Below are 17,561 nucleotides of genomic sequence, written 5' to 3'. Positions count from 1 at the left end.
GGTTCAGGGCCTCTCGGTCGGGGCGGTCGGGGCGGGCGAGGTGGCCTGGGCGGTGGAGGCGGTCAGGGCGGCGTTGCGCAGGGCACTCAGTCGGTGCAGCTGCTTGTCGGGGCCGGTGCCGAAGTGGTCGTGCAGGGCGCGGTACTCCCCGTACAGCGCGTCGTAGGCGTCGGCACGGGCGGGGTCCGGCAGGTAGGCGGCCCGCTGGACACGGCCCATGGCCGCCGCGGCGGCGCGTACGTCAGGGTGTGCGCCGGCGGCGACGGCCGCGTGGATGGCGGCTCCGAGGGCCGGGCCTTGGGCGGAGGCCGCGAGGGACACCGGCCGGCGGAGCACATCGGCGTAGATCTGCATCAGCAGGGCGTTCTTCTTCAGACCGCCGGCGACGATGAACTCGTGCACCGGTACCCCGCCCTGTTCCAGGGCGTCGACGATGGTGCGGGTGCCGAAGGCGGTGGCTTCCAGCAGGGCGCGGTAGATCTCCTCGGGCCGCGTCGCCAAGGTGAGACCGACGATGACGCCGGACAGGTGGTGGTCGACCAGGGTGGAGCGGTTGCCGTTCATCCAGTCGAGGGCGACCAGGCCGTGCCCGCCGACGGGCTGGTCGGCGCACTTGCGGGTCAGCAGCTGGTGCAGGTCCTCACCGCGGGCCTCGGCCTCCGCCTGGTAGCCGGCCGGGACGCCCTGGGTGAGCCACCAGGCGAAGATGTCGCCGACCGCGCTCTGTCCCGCTTCGTAGCCGTACGCCCCTTCGACGATGCCGCCGTCCACCACGCCGCAGATGCCGGGCACGTCGGCGAGGGCGGCGCCGTTCACCACGTGGCAGGTGGAGGTTCCCATGACCGCGAGCAGCCGGCCGTTCTCGACCGCCTGGGCGGCGGCGGCCGCGACGTGGGCGTCGACGTTGCCGACGGCGACCGCGATGCCCTCGGGGAGGCCCGTCCAGGCGGCGGCTTCCGCGGTGAGTGAGCCGGCCCGGGAGCCCAGCGGGGAGAGGGGATGCTCCAGGCGGGTACGGGCGAAGTCCCCGAAGTCCGGGTGCAGGGCGGCGAGGTAGTCCTCGCTCGGGTACCTGCCGTCCTGGTGGATGCCCTTGTAGCCGGCGGTGCAGGTGTTGCGGGTCTCGGCACCGGTGAGCTGCCAGACGATCCAGTCGGCCGCCTCGATCCAGCGCTCGGTCGCCGCATACGTCTGCGGGTCCTCCTCCAGCACCTGCAGCGCCTTCGCGAACTGCCATTCGGCGGAGATCCTGCCACCGTAGCGAGCGAGCCACTTCTCGCCGCGCAGGTGGGCGAGGCGGTTGATCCGGTCCGCCTGGCCCTGTGCGGCGTGGTGCTTCCAGAGCTTGGGCCAGGCGTGGGGGCGGTGGCCCAGCCCGGTCTCGGAGAGCGGCCTCCCGTCGCGTCGTACGGGCAGGACCGTGCAGGCGGTGAAGTCGGTCGCGATGCCGATGACGAGCCCGGGGTCGACGCCCGCCGAGGCGACGGCATCCGGGACGGCGGTGCGCAGCACCTGGCGCCAGTCGTCCGGGTGCTGGAGTGCCCAGTCGGGCGGCAAGCCGAACCCCGTGGTGGGGAGTTGGCGGTCGATGACGCCGTGGTGGTACGTGTGGACGGCTGCGCCGAGCTCCTCACCGTCGTGTACACGGACCACCACGGCGCGGCCGGACAGCGAGCCGAAGTCGACACCGACGACGTAGCGCACGGGGTCCCGGATGACCTGCGGACGGGACGGGGTCACGTTGACATCCTTCGGACGTAGCCCCGCACCCCTGGCAGTTGCCGGGCGACTGGGGACGGCGGTGGGCGGGGCCACCCTAGGCAGGAATTGTTAACGCTCACAATTTAGGGGACAAGAGCCCTTGCGGAGCGTTACCCAATCTTGACCTCCCGGCGTCGGCAGCTGCGGGAGCGGCCACGGGCTTCTGAACAGCGCAGATGCCCGGGGTCCTCGGCGTCCTACCGAGGCGCGCGGCCCGTGCTGCGGCGCAGCACGATCTCCGTGGGCACCAGGACGTGCCTGCGCGCGGACTCCGGCGGCGCAGCGTGCTCCCTGCCCGGCGTACCGGTGGTGCGGTCGCTGCTGCAGGTCACCTCGTCGACCAGGAGCTCCAGCGCGCGCCTGCCCAGTTCGCCGAAGTCCTGGCGGACGGTCGTCAGCGGCGGGGCGAAGTAGGCGGCTTCGGCGATGTCGTCGAAACCGACCACGCTGATGTCTTCCGGGATCGCCCGGCCCGCCTCGTGCAGCGCGCGCAGCAGCCCGAGCGCAAGCTGGTCGTTCGCGCAGAACACCGCGGTGACGGTGGAGTCCGCGGCTATCCGGAGGCCGGCCTCGTAGCCCGCGCGGGCACTCCAGTCGCCGGGGTGGGCCTCCGGCACGGGGGCCTCGGCCTCCTGGAGAGCCTTGCGCCACCCGGCCGTCCTGGTCGTGGTCTCCAGCCAGCCGGGCGGCCCGGCGATGTGGTGGACCGTGGTGTGCCCGAGGTCGAGCAGGTGCTTCGTCACGGCGCGGGCACCCGCCTCGTTGTCGACCGAGACGGTGGGAACGCGTGACCCACTGCCCGACCCGACCGCCACCACAGGCACCCCGGTGGACAGCTGGGCGACGGCACTCACCGCCGGGGTCTGCGGCGCGATCACCACGACGCCCTCGACGCCTTGGTCCCGGAGCCGGTCCACGGCCTCCTGTACCGAGCGCGTGTCCAGGGAGCGCAGGCTCGCCACGCTCACGAAGTACCCTGCGGCCCGTGCGGCCTGCTCGATGCTGTCCAGCATGGAAGCCGGTCCGTACAGCGCACTGCCGAAACTGATCACACCGAGCGTCTGGGACCGACGGGTGACCAGGGCCCGGGCCGCCACGTTCGGGCGGTAGTCCAGCTCACGGATGGCGGCGAGCACCCGCTCCCGCGTGCCGGGGCGGACGTGGGGCGCGCCGTTGAGCACCCGCGACACCGTCTGGTGCGATACCCCGGCGACCCGCGCGACATCAGCCATCACGGGCTGGCGCGGCTCGGAATGTTCCGTGCTTCCCGTTCCCACGGACAGCCCCTCTTCTCGTCGGTGAAGCCGCGGCGACCGACCCCGGCTCCGGTGCGCGCTCCGGGATCACAGCTCCGGGATCACCATGGTGCCCGCAAAAGGGCGCCACGAGGGTGAGTGTAAATGTTCGCGATCACAGCGGGGCGCGTCATCCGGTGCCATGGTCGGGCAAAGGCCGACGGGCAGGTCGGGCAGAGGCCGACGGGCAGACGGGCAGGGGTGCGGGCGCGGGCGCTGGTCGGGCATCAGCGACAGGCGAGGACGGTGTCGTCGGGCAGGCGGGGAGGCCTCGGCGGCTCCACGCTGCTCAGCTCCAGGTGGACGCGGGCAGCGTCAGGGGGCTGCGGCCCATCGGGTCCCCGAAGGGGGAGACCCAGGCTCCGCCCTCACCTTCCCAAGCTGCCTCTCGGCGCCGGGCGTCCACGACGCCGCGGCCGATGACGGCTTCGTTGGCCATGAGGACGCCGGCGGTGAGGACGCTGCCCGGGATCGCGGCCGCGGCCATGAGGCGGGCCGCCGCTGCGGGTGCGGTCTCGGGCGGGATGACCAGGAGGTCCCAGCGGCCGACGGTGTAGGAGAGGAGGATCAGCTTGTCGGGGTGCTGCTCGGTGAACCAGCCCACGTGCAGCGTGCGCCCGTCCACAGCAATCTTGCGCGGTACGACGGGCCAGCGGGTGGGGTTCACGGTGACGCGGGTGACCCGCCCCCACGGTTCGTCCAGGGCGGCAGCGAGCGGCGGGAGCTCGGCTTCGAGGTCGTGCGAGCGGGGCCACCAGGCTCCGTCAAGCTGCCCGGCGCGCTTGGTCTTCGGGGTGAGGGACACGCGTGCCGGGAGCAGTGCGGCGAAGTCGCGGGGCATGGTCCGGGCGAGGGTGGTGGTCATGGGATGGACCTGCCCCCGGACTGCCCGTCGGCAGCCCGGTTCTTAGACGATCGCCGGAAATGACACCCGCGTGAAGGCTGGTGTACGAAGTACTCCCGGTGCCTTCACTGTACGCCTGTTCGGCGGACTCTGACCGGCATGACCAGGCGATTCGCGCCCGGAGCGCTGCAGGCGGGTGTGTAAGTCCGACTTCTTCCAGCCTTCCAGCCGCGGGGCGGCCTTCAGGTGTCGTTACCGTCGTTACCGGCTCTGGTGGCGGATGTCCTCGGCGGTCTCCTGCCCGACGTCGCGCAGGCCTTGAGCGGTTGCCTGTCCGGCCGTCTGAGCCTCGTCCTTGGTGGTCTGGGCGGCGTCCTGTGCAGTGGCCTTGACGGCTTCCACGGCCTGGGCGGCGGGCTCCCGCATCTCTTCCTTCACCTCTTGCACCGCCTCCACGGCCGCCTGCTTGACCGGCTCGACGAGTTCCTCGGAGTGGTCGCGCAGCTGCTGCCCGGCGCGTTCCTCGGCCTCGGTGGTGGGCAGGAGGGCCGCGGCCAGCAAGCCGGCGCCGAAGGCGATCAGCCCGGCCCCCAGGGGGCTGCCCTGGGTCTGGCGCTTCAGCTGGCCGGGGGCCTCCTGCACCGCGGAGCTGACCTTGTCGGCGGTGTCCTTCGCGGTCTCGGCCATGCTGTCGGCGACGTGGCTGGTGGTGTCGGCGACGCCGTGCGTGCTGTCCTGGACGGTTCCCATCACCCGCTCCTTCATCCCGGTCAGCCGACTGCGTGCCGCTCCGACCTTTCGTTGGGCCACCTTGCGGGGAGTGACCCGGTCGCTGAGGCGGTCCACGTTGCGGGCCAGGTGCGCCCTGCGGTACTCCAGATCGGTCCTCAGCTCTTCAGGTGTCGCGCCCATTGGGCATCCTCCTTCAAGGTCTCCACGGTCTGTTCCGGCTTGAGGTTGACGGTGCGCATGCGCTTGCGGCCCACGGTGTAGAGGACGGCTCCGACGATGGCCCACACGACGGTGACCGTGAGCGCCGCGCAGGGCAGCGGCATCAGGTTGTCGAGCGCGAAGACGAGGGTGAGGCTGCCCAACAGCAGGACCAGGTGCCCGGCGTAGCCGGCGCCGCCGAGCATGCCTGCCGCCTTGGCGGCCTTGGTCGACTCCTGCTTCAGCTCCGCCTTGGCCAGCTGGACCTCATCGCGTACCAGCTGCGACAGGTCCTCGCTGATCTCGCTGACGAGGCTGCCGATGGACGGCTCGGATGCGCCCCGGGGCACGGCGGGCGGCTCCGTAGGAAGCGGGGGACGGTCGGTGGCCGTCTCGGAACGCTCCGTAGAGGACATGGCCACCGCTCAGCTCCCCTCGATCGGATACGGCTGCGAGGGCGCAGGGCGGCCGGGCGCCGCCGGGGGCGGGTACGAGGGCGGCGGCGGGGGTGTGTGCGGAGCAGCCGGAACCTCTGCCCTCCCGGCAGTTCCTGCCGTGGGCCCGGAAGCACCGCTGCTGCCGGCGCGGGACGGCGAGGTCGACCCGGCGGCGCTGGCGCCCTTGCCGACGCGTCCGACCGCGAAGCCCGCCAGAGCGGCTCCGGCGAGGAACATCCCGGGCCGGCGCCGGGCGAAGTCCTGCAGATCGGAGACCAGGCCGTCGGGGCCACGGCCCTCAAGGCGGTCAGCGACCTGATGGCCTCCGTCGGCCACCTTGCGGGCCACTCCCGCCGCAGTGGAGTCCGGCTTCCCGGCCTCGCTCATTTCCCGGATCTCGTCCGCCAGGCGGCGTACGTTCTCGGCCAGCCGCTGCGTTTGGGTGTGGGCCTGGTCCTGGAATTGGTCGCGCAGCTCCCCGACCAGGTCGCGGGCCTGAGAGCCGGCCTCGCCCGCCACCCGCCCCACCTGTTCGCCGGCGGTGCCGGCCACCTTCGATGCCTGCTCCCCCACCACGGCGGCGCCCTCTCCCGCCTTCTTTTGAGCCGTCTGTGCTACGGCCTGCGTCCTGGACTGCTCCGCAGTGCCCGAGCCGTCGAAGTCACTCAAGGCTCCTCCACATGTCTCTCAGTGCGGCTATTTCCATCTGCACACCCCCGCCTGCCCTCACATCCGGCCGATATACGCGCAGCAGCACCGACTGCGCCCCGACTTGCCGGCGCTCTGGACGTACGAGCGTCAGGGCCGGGAGGGCCGGCCCTTCGGTCGACCTCGGCGCCCTCGGGTCCGGCTGGGGCTCATGAAAGCCGCCTGCATCACCCGTGTGGCCCACCGATACGGCCTCCCGTGTACGGCCTCGATGGCGTCGGGCGTCGGGCGTCGGGCGTCCTGCTTCCGGCAGGGCCTCTCGCAGGGCACAAGCTGCACAGGGTCGGCACGGTGGGCCGTACGCGACAGCAGGGCGGACACCGCCGCATGCACCCGTATGGACGGCAGTCACGAGCGCGTCGTCCGGTGACCGCCGCCGCTGAACGGCGAGGGCACAAGCCGCATCAGATTCCCCTCCTCTGCCCCCAAGACGCCCGTCCCCTACGCCGTGACGGAGCCGGAGTGTCCCAGCGCCCCGCGTCGGGAACGTGCCTTACAACCCTCTGCCGAGGCGACCAGGAGGACTCATTCGAGCCTGCTTCCGAGCCGGTACCAGGGGGACAATCGAGCAACACTCGCTGAGCAGGAGGTCGCCATGACAGTCGATCCCCACCCCGCCGCCATCTCCCAGCCGCCGATGAGCATCACGCAGTGTGACGGCGGTGCCGTCCTGCGCTTCACCAACCGGCTGAGCGCACATCACATCTTCACGCTCGAACAGCAGCTCCTCGACCCGCGGCTGAGCCAGGCCGGTGAGTGCCTGCTGGACATGAGCGACCTCATGCACATCGACCTCATCTGCGCCTACGCTCTACGTCGAGCCGCCACCCGCCTGTCGGCAACCGCTTCGGTCCGAGTCCGTGGCGCCCGACGCACCATTCAGCGGACGCTGCGGTACGCGGGTGTGGATGCGGTGGCTTCCATCGAGGAATAAGCCTGCAGCAGCCCGTCCCGCGTGCGGAACCCGGACCTCCTCCTGGCCGGCACCACCTCGGCGCCGGCCCCGACTCACTCCAGCCCCAGCCCGGCCCGCCCCTACCCCCGGGCCGCCCTTCCGATGAGGCCGTGGTGGCCACATGACCGGCCGGACACGAGTTACCCGGCCAGGTCCGCGGCGAGGTCGTCGCGCCAGCGTGCAGACAGGCGCCGGCTCAGCACCGTCGCCGCCGCTGCCGGCAGGGGCAGCAGCAGGAACTCGCGCAGTGCGCCGGCCGCAGAGTCCCGCACGGCCCACGCGGCGAGGTCGGCCGCGGTGACGGGTGCCGGGTCCGGTTGGTACCGGGCCGCGTCCAGCAGTCCCCGTGCCGCCCGGGCCTCCGCCGAGATGGTCCTCATCCGTAGGTCGAGGGCCCCGTCGGCCGGGAGGTCCACCGGCTCGTTCCGGCGGATCCGCTCCAGCGCCTGCGCGATCTCCGGGTAGGTGTCGATGCCGGACTCGGACGCCAACCGGGCGAGCTGGGCCGCCATCGCAGAGCGCGTCCGCTCCGGCGGCGTCCGGTCGACGAGCCCGCCGAGGTCGAAGTCACGCACCGAGGAGACCGGGCTCGGCATCGGCGGCACGTCGTCGAGGACCGGCAGCAGCAGCGCGCTCGCCAGCGGCTCGTCGCCGTCGGCCTCCGGATCCCAGGTGATGCCGTGCTCCGTCGCCAGGCCGGCCAGCAGCCGGGCGTACGCGGCCGTCGAGCCGGGCCAGGGATCGACGCCGATCCTCTGCCACTGCTGCCCGTCGCGTCCGATCACAGGCTGCCCGTCGGGTCCGGTCACGTAGTCCTCGCGGGGCGAATCGACCCGGCGGGCCGCCTCGGGCCGCTCCGCACCGTCCTCGATGACGGTGACGTGCACCTCGGGCCCTTGCTTCGCCAGCCTCACGACCCGGGTCCCACGGGACAACCGGCGCAGTACCTCCGGACGGCCGAACTGGGGGTCACCGCCCTCCTGGGTGGCGTACGACCATCCGTCACCACACCACCCGGCCCGGGCCATCGGACGGTACGCCGCCCAGGGCGCGGCGGCGGACCGCCGCGTCTGCTCCCGGCTGCGCGGTCCGGTGGCCGCGGGTATGGAGCCCAGCCTGTCCAACAGTTCCTCGGGGGAGATGCCTGCTACGAATACGACGTCCGGCTGCACGGGCGGTGCCTTCGGGGCCGGGGCTCCGAAGCCGAGGACGGCGTACGGCCCGTCGGGCTGTGGGACAGGCGGGCCCGGCTCGGCCTCGGGCGAGACCAGCGGCTCCTCGGCCTCGGCGGCGAGGCCGAGGGGTGAGAGCGGATCAGGGATGATCGTCCTGTCGTCGTCCCAGATCAGCCGCCCCTCGAAGGCGAGCGGTGTCCGCCCGTTGAAGGGCGTGCCGTTCTCCAGGGCCGTGGCGAAGTCGGCGAGGACGTGCGCCAGTCCCGGCCACGGGGTGAAGGACGGGCTGTCCTCGTCGAAGTAGCGGCCGACATGCCCGTGGTGCGTGCCGGGGCGGGACACCAGGAAGAGTCCATCGGAGGACTGCCAGCCGATCCCCAGGGTGATCAGCAGCCGTTCGTGCGGCCAGTACGCGTACTGGTCGCGTTCCTCCTCGTCGAGATCGGCTTCGTTCTCGGCGAGGTCCGCGCCGACGTTGCGCAGGAACTCGGTGCTCCGGACGATGTCCTCGACTCCGGACAGTGGTCCGTAGTAGCCCAGCGTCGGTGTTCCGTCCTGGAGCTGCACGCCGTCGTGGCGCAGCAGCGAGTCCTTCAGGTCGGGCGGGAACGTCACGCCGAGACGGAGTTGGGCCGCCGCGATGTCCTCCGGGCGGGCCGGCGGTCGGAGCAGCCCGTGGCTGACGGCAGCGTGCTGTGCGAGCCAGGTCTCGATGCGGGCCCATGATTCATCGACGGTGAGCGTGGTCATGTCGGCACCCTAGGCCCGGGCACTGACAGCCCCACCACCTGCCACGACGACTGTTGCTGACAGGCAGAACGGCCGCAGGCATTCTCACTTGACACGCCAGACCGAAGACGAGCCCGCCAGCCAGGAGCCAAGGGTTCCACAGCACCAGCGTCGACCACCGCTGTTGCGGGCTCATCCCTATCCACGCGCCCGCACTGTCGGTCTACGTGCCGGTCTTCGCCACCGCCGGGATCGGTGGGGATGAGCGTGTACGCCGTGGTGTTCCTCGTGCTCGTGGCGGTGTGGTGCTACGCGGGCCGATTCTTCGCCACCCGCCCGGTCATCGCCAAGGCCCTGGCCCGCTGGGGTCACATCCTGCTGCCCTTGGTCCTGATCGGCATCGGCCTGCTCATTTGGTGTCTTCGGGCTACTCCGGACGTCTCCTCCTGCGCGCTCGCCTGCGCCGCGAGCAGACAGACCGCCGAACCGTGCCATCTGTCTCTCGGTCACATCGGGGTGATCTTGAACGGTACCCAGCTGAGCCCCGCCACGCAGCCGGTGTCGGGCTCGGTCGGGCGGGTGAGGAAGGACGCCAACACCTTCTGGGCGCAGGGCGACTGCGGGACCACCCAGTGCCCGATCCCCGGCACTGCCACGGTGGTCGAGTGGGACAGCGTACGGGCCGTCTTCTGCGCCCAGCTGGCCCCGGTCTTCATGTCGAACGTTCCGTTGATGAAGAGCGTCGGCACCGAGCTGGTGGTGGCCACCCGTTGGATGGCGGTGCGGTCCGGGACGTTCCAGATACTGCACATCTTGTCCTGGAACGCGAGTTGAGGCGCCTGGGCCTGGATCGATTCCGGCCAATCGGGGAATGCCGCACGGCCTGCCTTCAGTACCTCGGACGGCGGTTGGTCCGGCACCCATTCGCTGCACACCACCGACTGCGTCAGACCGTGGGCGGTCTGGCCGGTCACCTGGACCGAACCGGCGGCGCGGGCCCGGGCGAAGCGCTCAGGACGTCCGCGGCCGAGTTCGTCGATCGCCGCCGGGACCTCGCTGAACGGGATCGCCTTGGCGACCAGCACGTTCAGCAGTGCGCCGCCGTCGAGGACGACCTTCACCGGCTCTCCGCCCTGAGGCGGCCGGACGTTCAGCGTCAATGGCTGGGCTTCCAGCTTGCGCACCTGTTCGTTCAGGGTGCGTTCGAGGTCCGGGTACCTGCTCTTGCAGCGGGGCTCGGCCGCGCAGGCCTTGTAGAGGTTGTCGAGCCCCTCCTGGGCACTGCTCCAGGCGAACGGCAGGGAGACGGACTGTGGAGGGGCGGCCGAGTCGAGCGCCACCGCGCGGATCCCCTGGGGGTGCAGGCGCAGGTAGGTCAGGGCCAGGTCGCTGCCGTAGGAATGGCCGTAGACGTTCCACTGCTTGATGCCCAGTGCCGTGCGCAGGTCGGCGAAGTCGGCGGCGTTCTCGGTGCTGTTGTAGGCGCTGAGGTCGGTCCCGTCGGATGCCAGGCGGTCCCGGCACTGCTTCACCGCGTCGAGCGTGAGCCTTTCCGTCTGCGGTGCGTAGGACGGGAGTCCCACGGAGCGGGCGTAGAAGCGGTCCAGCTCGGGGCAGGCGAGGTTGGGCTTGTCGTAGAGGTTGCCGCGCTGGGCCATGACGATCAGTTCGCGATCCCGGTTCAGGCCGGAAGAGACCAGGAACGGGATGTCGTCGAACGTCTCGCCCCCGGGGCCGCCCGACATGAACACCACGGGGTCCGGGGCGGGCTTCGCCGAGGCGGCCGGGATGACCGCCACGGCCAGCCGGATGGTCCGGCTGCCGGGACGGGCACGGTTCTCGGGGACCTCCAGGACACCGCACCGGGCGGTGGCCAGCGCTTTGATCGGTTCAGGGGTCTTGGGGCAGGGGCCCGGGATGAAGCGTGACGCGGCGGCCGTGCCGGGCCCGGCCATATCGCCGGTACCGGCGTGCGGTGGTGCGGCGCCGGCCGGCGTCGGGCCGAGGGCTGCCAGGAGGGCCAGAGCGGCCCCTGCAGCCGGCGCCCCGATATGCAAGCTGTGCTCTGCCATGTGATCCCGTTCCTCTGCCGATCGACGGCTGCCCCGCTGGGTCGAGGCCCTGGCGGTGTGGCGGAACGAACGTAATCAACGCTAGCGGGAGGTTCGAAGACGCGCACAAGGACGGGAGGCGGCCACCGGTACTGGCGGCCGCTCGGCCGGGTGTCGCTGCCGGCGCGTGAGTGCCAGTGCCAAAGCCCACGTGGCCGCTCATTTGGACCCGACGCTGACCACAGCGGCAGAACCTGACTCTTCAGGAGCGCTCTTCGTTCCGCCAGACCTCAGGGGTCTGCTCAATGACCGTCAGAAGGCGCATGAGACGGTCTTCGTCGAAAATACCTCTGCGGATATCGCCGGTGAGCATCATGGTGTTGATGGCCACGGAGGGGGTGCCCGGTCCGATCGGATCGTCCCCGGTCTGCTGGTACGCCTTCTGCGACGCGGTGACGAAATCGCCGTACTTCATGGTGGACACCGCGGCGTCGAATGTTTCGCTCCGCAGTCCCGGCACCTCGGTGGCGAGACTCAACAGGCGCTCGGTGGTATAGCCGCCGAAGACCTCGACCTCTGCCTGGTGAGCCATCAGTACGGCGTGGTACTCCGTGAACTTCTGCGCGTCGAGCGCCGCGCGCAGGGCGTTGACCGCGCGCTTGGAGCCGTCTCCGCCGAGCCTGTCGTCCTTGAAGGAGGCGAGGGTGTACTCCGTCTTCGCCTGGCGCTTGATGGTCCGCTCGCGGATCGCCTTGGCGCCACTGGACTCGAAGTCGGCGACGATCGGGCAGCGCGGGTCTTCGTAGAGCCGGACGGCCATCTGGGCGGCCGGGTCCCCCACCGTGATCGTCGTGCCGTCCGACGACAGCGCCTCGGGCAGTTCCGCGGTTCCCGCGTAGGCCTGCGGTGCCGGCTCGTCCTCGGGCTGCAACGCCGCCAACGCGCCCGGACCGAAGGTGACGGCGGCCACCGCCAGCGTCCCCCACACGACCGCGTAAGCCAGCGGTCTTACATATCTGACCTGCATCGATTCCCTCCCCATGCGAAAGCGCCACTCTAGAGTCCCGGCGGAAGGAACCGCATCCCGTATGCACGGCGACGTATCCGGAAGCCGCCGAAGGGTGCGATTCGGTCAGCAAGGGTTGAGTGGTCCGGGCCGCTCACTGGGGCTCCGGTCCCCCGGGTTCGGACAGGCGTACGGCGAGGGCGGCGATGTCGTCGTCGAGGCGTCCTTTGCTGTAGTGGAGGAGGTCGCGGTGAAGAGCCGCGAGCAGTTCGTGGGGCGGTGTCGGGGGCTGTCGACTCATCCAGGCTGCCAGCGGGAAGAACTCGCCGTCGCGTGCGCGGGCCTCGGCGATCCCGTCGGTGTAGAGAAGCAGCAGGTCACCGGGGGCGAAGTCGAAGGTGTCGACGTTGTAGTGATCACCGATCAGCTGCGCGAGGCTGAGCAGCGGCGAGGGGGTGGCGGACTCAAGGGCACGGATTGTCCTGCGGTGCAGGAGCAGCGGCGGGGGGTGTCCGCAGTTGAGGATGCCGATACGTCTGCCCTCGTGCGGGATCTCCACGAGCAGGGCGGTCGCGAAGCGCTCCATCGGCCCCTCGGGGGGAAAGGCCGCGTTGTAACGGGTGCTGCTGGCGTCCAGCCGGCGCGCGACGCTGACCATGTCGGCCTCGTCGTAGGCCGCCTCCCGGAAGGCGTTGACGATCGCCGCGGCCGCCCCTACTGCCGGCAGGCCCTTGCCCCGCACGTCACCGATGAGCAGCCTGACCCCGTATGGCGTATCGACCACCTCGTAGAAGTCCCCGCCGATGCTGGCCTCCGCGGCGGCCGCGAGGTACAGCGACTCGATCTCGATGCTGCCGAAGCGACGCGGCATGGGGCTGAGCACCACCTGCTGCGCCGCGTCGGCGACGAGCCGTACCTGGAAGAGGGTGCGCTCCCGCTGGAGCCGGACGTGGCTTCCGTACGCGGCCGCCACGGTGACCGCGATGATCCCCGCGGCCGTCCACCACGTCCCCAGATCGGGGAAGACGAGGCTGAGGCCGATCATCAGGAAGAGGCAGACCGTCCCGAGCAGGACCGTGGGGAGCACCGGCCACATGGCGGCGGCGAGGGCCGGCGCCGCGGGCAGCAGGCGGCTGAAGGCCATTTCCGGCGGAGTGGCGTATGCCAGGCTGGCGATGATGACGGTCAGGATGACCGGCGACAGCCGCACAAACCTCCCCCGGCCGTGGCGACGGGGGAGCCGCGGCCGTCCAGGCTCGATCACACTTCACAGAATATCTACTTTATGAGGGCACAGCGCTCTGGCGGATCGGAGTCCGGCCCCTGTCCCGGGGCCGGCTCGCCGACGTTGCACGTGAGGCCCCACCCGTGGCTCCGCCCATGGTTCCCGCCCGCGTGCGCTCCCCGGAGAGGGAGCCGAGAATGGGATGGCGTGAGATCCGCACGAGGTCGCCCCCACAGCGGTCGCGACGAAGGCCGCAGCGCAGGGGTGACGCACGAGCTCGTGCAGCAGTCCCGGCGCGGCCACGGGCGGGACGCAGATGTCCCTCCTCCCCCGCTGCCATGTCGGGACCAGGTGATGACCCATGTGTCGATGGCTCGCGTATTCGGGCACACCCATGCTGCTCGACACCATCCTGTACAAGCCGACCCACTCGCTGATCGACCAGAGCCTGCATTCCAAGCTGGGCGTGGAGACGACGAACGGCGACGGTTTCGGCATCGGCTGGTACTCGGACGACAACCACACTCCGGCGCTTCTGAGAGACGTCGGCCCGGCCTGGAACAACCGCAATCTGCGGGAGATGGCAGACCATGTCAGCTCCCCGTTGTTCTTCGCCCCCATCCGGACATCGACCGGTACGGCCGTGCAGCAGTCGAACTGCCACCCCTTCCGGCACGGCCGGTGGATGTTCATGCACAACGGCGCCATCGCCGACTTCCACCTCATCCGCCGGGACCTCTGCCTCCTGGTCGACCCCGTGCTGTTCTCCGAGATCGAGGGAACGACGGACTCCGAGGTGATGTTCTACCTGGCACTCACCTTCGGCCTGGACCAGGACCCGCCGGGCGCCGTGGCCCGGACAGCGGGAGTGGTGGAGCGCGTCGGCCGCGAGCACGGTGTGGAGTTCCCGCTCCAGATGACGCTCGCCGTCACCGATGGAGAGCGCGTCTGGGCCTTCCGCTATTCCAGCCGGCATGCGTCCCGGTCGCTTTTCTACAGCAGCCGGGTGGACTCACTGCGCAGGCTCCACCCCGACATGGCATTCCTGCGAGACATCTCCGATGACACCCGCCTCATCGTGTCCGAGCCGCTCGGTGACCTGCCCGGTGCCTGGAACGAGGTACCGGAGAGCACCTACGGCGTCGTGCAGCCCGGGCGTGACGCGACGTACCGCTTCGCCCCGCAACCGGTATAGCGCGACCGCTCGCGGAAGGCCGGCCGGACCGTGTTCGTCATCCTGCTGCCGTACCTGGGTGTCTTCGTGTATCTGGTCCCGCGAGGGCGCGGGATGGGCAAACGGGAGCTGCTGCGGGCCCAGCAGCAGGAGGAGGCATTCCGCTCCTACGGGCGCGAGAGTACCGGCACCGCCACCAGCGGCGAGGACCCGTCGCGGCTGGCCGAGCTGAAGAAGCGCGGCACGCGCGCGGGCCATCGAGGGTCACGGCGCGGGGGGTCTGCTTTCGCCGTCGGCTGGTTTCCGGTCCCGCTGTCGTCTGGCTTCGTGGACCGCGCTCACCATGAGCCGGGCCGCCACACCGATCAGCAGGAGGTTCACCGTCATCTGCCCCGTCGTGAGCAGCCGAGCCGTTTCGCTGCGCGCCGTGATGTCTCCGAAGCCGACCGTGCTGAATACGGTCATGGCGAAGTACAGGCTGTCAGTCCGTGACAGTGCCTCGCTGAAGCTGCCCGATGCGCTGCGCTCCACCAGCCAGTAGACCGCTGCGAACAGGAGCACGACCAGGGGGACGCTCACCGCCAGCGCCTCAAAGGCACGAAGCCCTGGCCACGGGGACAGCGTGATCCTGCGGATCTGCCAGGCCAGAAGCAACGCCAACCCTGCGATGCACCCGACGAGCGCGAGCCCGGGGCCGATGGTCAAGGCCGAATCGAACGGCAGTAGGTAGTACGCAGCGACAAGGATCCCAACCGTTGTCAGCGCACGGGCAGAGGCAATCACCGCCTGCCGGCGAACACTCCCCGTCCTGTTCCGACTTCCGTCCCGCGATCGCACCCGGTGTCCTGCCCGCTGGCCCTGCGCCTGCCTCGGTCTCAGCCTCCCGCGTCATCCGGGCGCGCCGCATCAGGCGCACCATGGGTCACCGACATGGCGGCGCCCTCCGTGGCCCGTTCGGGCGCTGTCGTCCCGCCCCGCCGCCCCACCGCGTAAGAGGGCGCCCGGTACCACCAATCGAGCGGTTGTTGGCATACCGCCGCCACGATGACTTCCCCGAGCGAGGGCGTCCCAGGCGTCCCCCTGCCGGAACGGGGCCGCTGGTCGCACTCCCCGCCGGGACGCACGCCCCACCTCGGCGCCTGGCCGCCCCGCGCCGGGCCGGAGCTTCGGGTTGATCGGCCCGTGCGAAAACCAGTTCGTCAGCCGCGGGCCACGCGTGCCGCACGTCCGGGTGATAGTTCCTCGCCCCGGCGGATTTGGGGCGTCGGGTCACGGCGGGACCGCAAGAGTTGGCCCATGATCACCGACTCGCTCCCCACACCCGATCCCGCTGACGATCCCGCCGACGAGCCCACATCCCGGCCCACCCGCCGTACCGTGATCGCCGGCGCGGCCGCGGTCGCGGGAGCCGGCGCCCTCGCGGCCGTCACCGCCGCCGGCGCCGGAGCCTCGCCGACACCTGTCCGACCCGCCTCCCGTCCCGACTGGGACACCTGCCTCACCATCGCCCGGGCCATCCTCGTGCGGGACGACGACGACCGACCCCTCGTGCCGCACTACGCGGACGTCCTCCTGAAGACCGGTTTGCCCCGGGCCCGGGGCGCCGGAGGCCGCCCCGGCCGCAAGGTGCTGATCGTCGGCGCCGGGCCCGCCGGGCTCACCGCCGCCCACCTGCTGCACCAGGCCGGGCACCGGGTCACCGTCATCGAGGCCAACGGCAACCGGGTGGGCGGGCGGATCAAGACCTTCCGTACCGGAGGCCACGAGAAGTCGCCCGCGCCCTTCGCCGACCCGAAGCAGTACGCCGAGGCCGGCGCCATGCGCATCCCCGACAGTCACCCGCTCGTCACCGGCCTGATGGACAGCCTCGGACTCAAGCGCAGGCCCTTCCACCTCGTCGATGTCGACGGGGCCGGCCGCCCTGCGTACCGAACGTGGATCTTCGTCAACGGCATCCGCGTCCGCCGGGCCGACTACGCGCGCAGCCCGCAGGCCCTCAACCGCTCCTTCGGCGTCCCGACGGCCTTCGAGTCCGTTCCCGCCGCGCAGATCGTGCGCAACGCCTTCGCGCCCGTACGCAAGGAGATCGAGGGCAAGAAGGACAGGGAGCTCGTCGAGGGTTGGGCCCGCGTCATCCAGCGCTACGGCCACATGTCCATGTACCGGTACCTGACCGAGGAGGCGGAGCTCGACGAGCGGACCATCGACCTCATCGGAACCGTCGAGAACCTCACGTCCCGTCTCCACCTCGCCTTCGTGCACAGCTTCATCGGGGCCTCGCTCATCAGCCCCGACACCGCCTTCTTCGAACTGCCCGGCGGCACCGCCACCTTGGCCGACGCCCTCTACGGACGGGTCAAGGATCTCGTACGGCTCGACCGCCGCGCCACGCGGATCACGCACGGCGACGGCAAGGTCACCATCGACACCGTCTCGGAGGGCCGCGGCGGCAGCCCCGTGCAGCGCGAGACCTTCACCGGTGACGCCGCGATCATCACCGTCCCCTTCTCCGGACTGCGCCACATCCCGGTCGTCCCCGCGCTCTCCTACGGCAAGCGGCGGGCGGTCACCGAACTCCACTACGACGCCGCCACCAAGGTGCTGCTGGAGTTCAGCCGTCGCTGGTGGGAGTTCGACGAAGCCGACTGGAAGCGCGAACTGGAAGCCGTGAAGCCCGGCCTGTACCAGAAGTACCAGCTCGGGCAGTCTCCTGCAGACGGCAGCCTGCTCGGCGCGCACCCCTCCGTGCCCAAGGGGCACATCTCCGCTCCCCACCGCGCCCACTACGCCGCCACGCGCCTCGTCTCCCGCGACCAGCCCGAGGCGGCCGGCGTCATCGGCGGCGGCTCGGCCACCGACAACCCCAACCGCTTCATGTTCCAGCCCTCCCATCCCGTCGAAGGCAGCCAGGGCGGGGTCATCCTCGCCTCGTACAGCTGGTCCGACGACGCCCTGAAGTGGGACTCGTTCGACGACGAGGAGCGCTACCCTCGCGCCCTCGCCGGGGTCCAGGAGGTGTTCGGGCAGCGGATCGAGGTCTTCTACACCGGCGTCGGACGCACCCAGTCCTGGATGCGCGACCCGTACGCCTACGGTGAAGCCTCCGTGCTGCTGCCCGGCCAACACACCGAGCTCTTCCCCCACGTGCGCAAGGCCGAGGGCAACCTGCACTTCGGCGGGTGCCACACCTCCGTCAAGCCCGCGTGGATCGAAGGAGCCATCGAATCCGCGGTGCGTACCGCCCTGGAGGTGCACTCCGCGCAGTGAGTGA

14 protein-coding genes are annotated in these 17,561 nt (G+C 70.9%); 3 read left to right on the top strand and 11 right to left on the bottom strand.

The window, feature by feature from the left end:
• Positions 1 to 3: 3 nt before the first annotated feature.
• From AC0666_RS30530 to AC0666_RS30505, 6 genes are all read right to left on the bottom strand, one after another.
• A complete protein-coding gene (locus AC0666_RS30530) occupies positions 4 to 1,740 on the bottom strand; it encodes a ribulokinase (RefSeq protein ID WP_478708796.1) in 1,737 nt (578 codons plus the stop codon).
• 218 nt (positions 1,741 to 1,958) lie between these two features.
• Positions 1,959 to 2,993 carry a LacI family DNA-binding transcriptional regulator gene (locus tag AC0666_RS30525; RefSeq protein WP_468964121.1) on the bottom strand — a complete coding sequence of 345 codons (1,035 nt, stop codon included), beginning with the start codon at positions 2,991 to 2,993 and terminating at the stop codon, positions 1,959 to 1,961.
• A gap of 352 nt (positions 2,994 to 3,345) precedes the next feature.
• On the bottom strand, positions 3,346 to 3,921 hold the full coding sequence (locus tag AC0666_RS30520; RefSeq protein ID WP_468964120.1) for a DUF5994 family protein: 576 nt from the start codon (positions 3,919 to 3,921) through the stop codon (positions 3,346 to 3,348).
• Between the two features lie 240 nt (positions 3,922 to 4,161).
• Positions 4,162 to 4,812 (bottom strand): DUF3618 domain-containing protein, encoded by a 651-nt coding sequence (locus AC0666_RS30515; protein ID WP_468964119.1) that lies wholly within the window; start codon positions 4,810 to 4,812, stop codon positions 4,162 to 4,164.
• Positions 4,788 to 5,180: a phage holin family protein gene (locus AC0666_RS30510; protein WP_468964117.1), complete on the bottom strand. Its 393-nt coding sequence runs from the start codon at positions 5,178 to 5,180 to the stop codon at positions 4,788 to 4,790. The genes AC0666_RS30515 and AC0666_RS30510 overlap by 25 nt, the downstream gene beginning before the upstream one ends.
• Before the next feature lie 75 nt (positions 5,181 to 5,255).
• Complete coding sequence (locus AC0666_RS30505) at positions 5,256 to 5,936, bottom strand: hypothetical protein (RefSeq protein WP_478708795.1); 681 nt, start codon at positions 5,934 to 5,936, stop codon at positions 5,256 to 5,258.
• Positions 5,937 to 6,570: 634 nt separating this feature from the next.
• On the opposite strand from AC0666_RS30505, the gene AC0666_RS30500 reads away from it, so the two are divergent.
• Positions 6,571 to 6,909: an STAS domain-containing protein gene (locus tag AC0666_RS30500; protein WP_468578684.1), complete on the top strand. Its 339-nt coding sequence runs from the start codon at positions 6,571 to 6,573 to the stop codon at positions 6,907 to 6,909.
• A 161-nt stretch (positions 6,910 to 7,070) separates the two neighbouring features.
• On the opposite strand, the gene AC0666_RS30495 is transcribed toward AC0666_RS30500, so the two are convergent.
• From AC0666_RS30495 to AC0666_RS30480, 4 genes are all read right to left on the bottom strand, one after another.
• Positions 7,071 to 8,855 carry an SMI1/KNR4 family protein gene (locus tag AC0666_RS30495; protein ID WP_468964110.1) on the bottom strand — a complete coding sequence of 595 codons (1,785 nt, stop codon included), beginning with the start codon at positions 8,853 to 8,855 and terminating at the stop codon, positions 7,071 to 7,073.
• 485 nt (positions 8,856 to 9,340) lie between these two features.
• Positions 9,341 to 10,906 (bottom strand): alpha/beta fold hydrolase, encoded by a 1,566-nt coding sequence (locus tag AC0666_RS30490; RefSeq protein WP_478708794.1) that lies wholly within the window; start codon positions 10,904 to 10,906, stop codon positions 9,341 to 9,343.
• A 241-nt stretch (positions 10,907 to 11,147) separates the two neighbouring features.
• Positions 11,148 to 11,855 (bottom strand): DsbA family protein, encoded by a 708-nt coding sequence (locus AC0666_RS30485; protein ID WP_468964105.1) that lies wholly within the window; start codon positions 11,853 to 11,855, stop codon positions 11,148 to 11,150.
• A 190-nt stretch (positions 11,856 to 12,045) separates the two neighbouring features.
• Entirely contained in the window at positions 12,046 to 13,101 is a 1,056-nt protein-coding gene (locus AC0666_RS30480; protein WP_468578690.1) for a PP2C family protein-serine/threonine phosphatase, read from the bottom strand.
• A 376-nt stretch (positions 13,102 to 13,477) separates the two neighbouring features.
• On the opposite strand from AC0666_RS30480, the gene AC0666_RS30475 reads away from it, so the two are divergent.
• Entirely contained in the window at positions 13,478 to 14,311 is an 834-nt protein-coding gene (locus AC0666_RS30475) for a class II glutamine amidotransferase (protein WP_478708793.1), read from the top strand.
• A gap of 243 nt (positions 14,312 to 14,554) precedes the next feature.
• Here AC0666_RS30475 and AC0666_RS30470 read toward each other — a convergent pair whose 3' ends face one another.
• Entirely contained in the window at positions 14,555 to 14,995 is a 441-nt protein-coding gene (locus AC0666_RS30470) for a potassium channel family protein (RefSeq protein ID WP_468964102.1), read from the bottom strand.
• 591 nt (positions 14,996 to 15,586) lie between these two features.
• On the opposite strand from AC0666_RS30470, the gene AC0666_RS30465 reads away from it, so the two are divergent.
• A complete protein-coding gene (locus AC0666_RS30465; RefSeq protein ID WP_468964100.1) occupies positions 15,587 to 17,557 on the top strand; it encodes a flavin monoamine oxidase family protein in 1,971 nt (656 codons plus the stop codon).
• Positions 17,558 to 17,561: the final 4 nt, after the last annotated feature.

This window comes from Streptomyces sp. NPDC043680 (assembly GCF_056436685.1).
The sequence above is the reverse complement of the archived record's forward strand: the minus strand, read 5'-3'. Positions and strand labels throughout refer to the sequence as shown.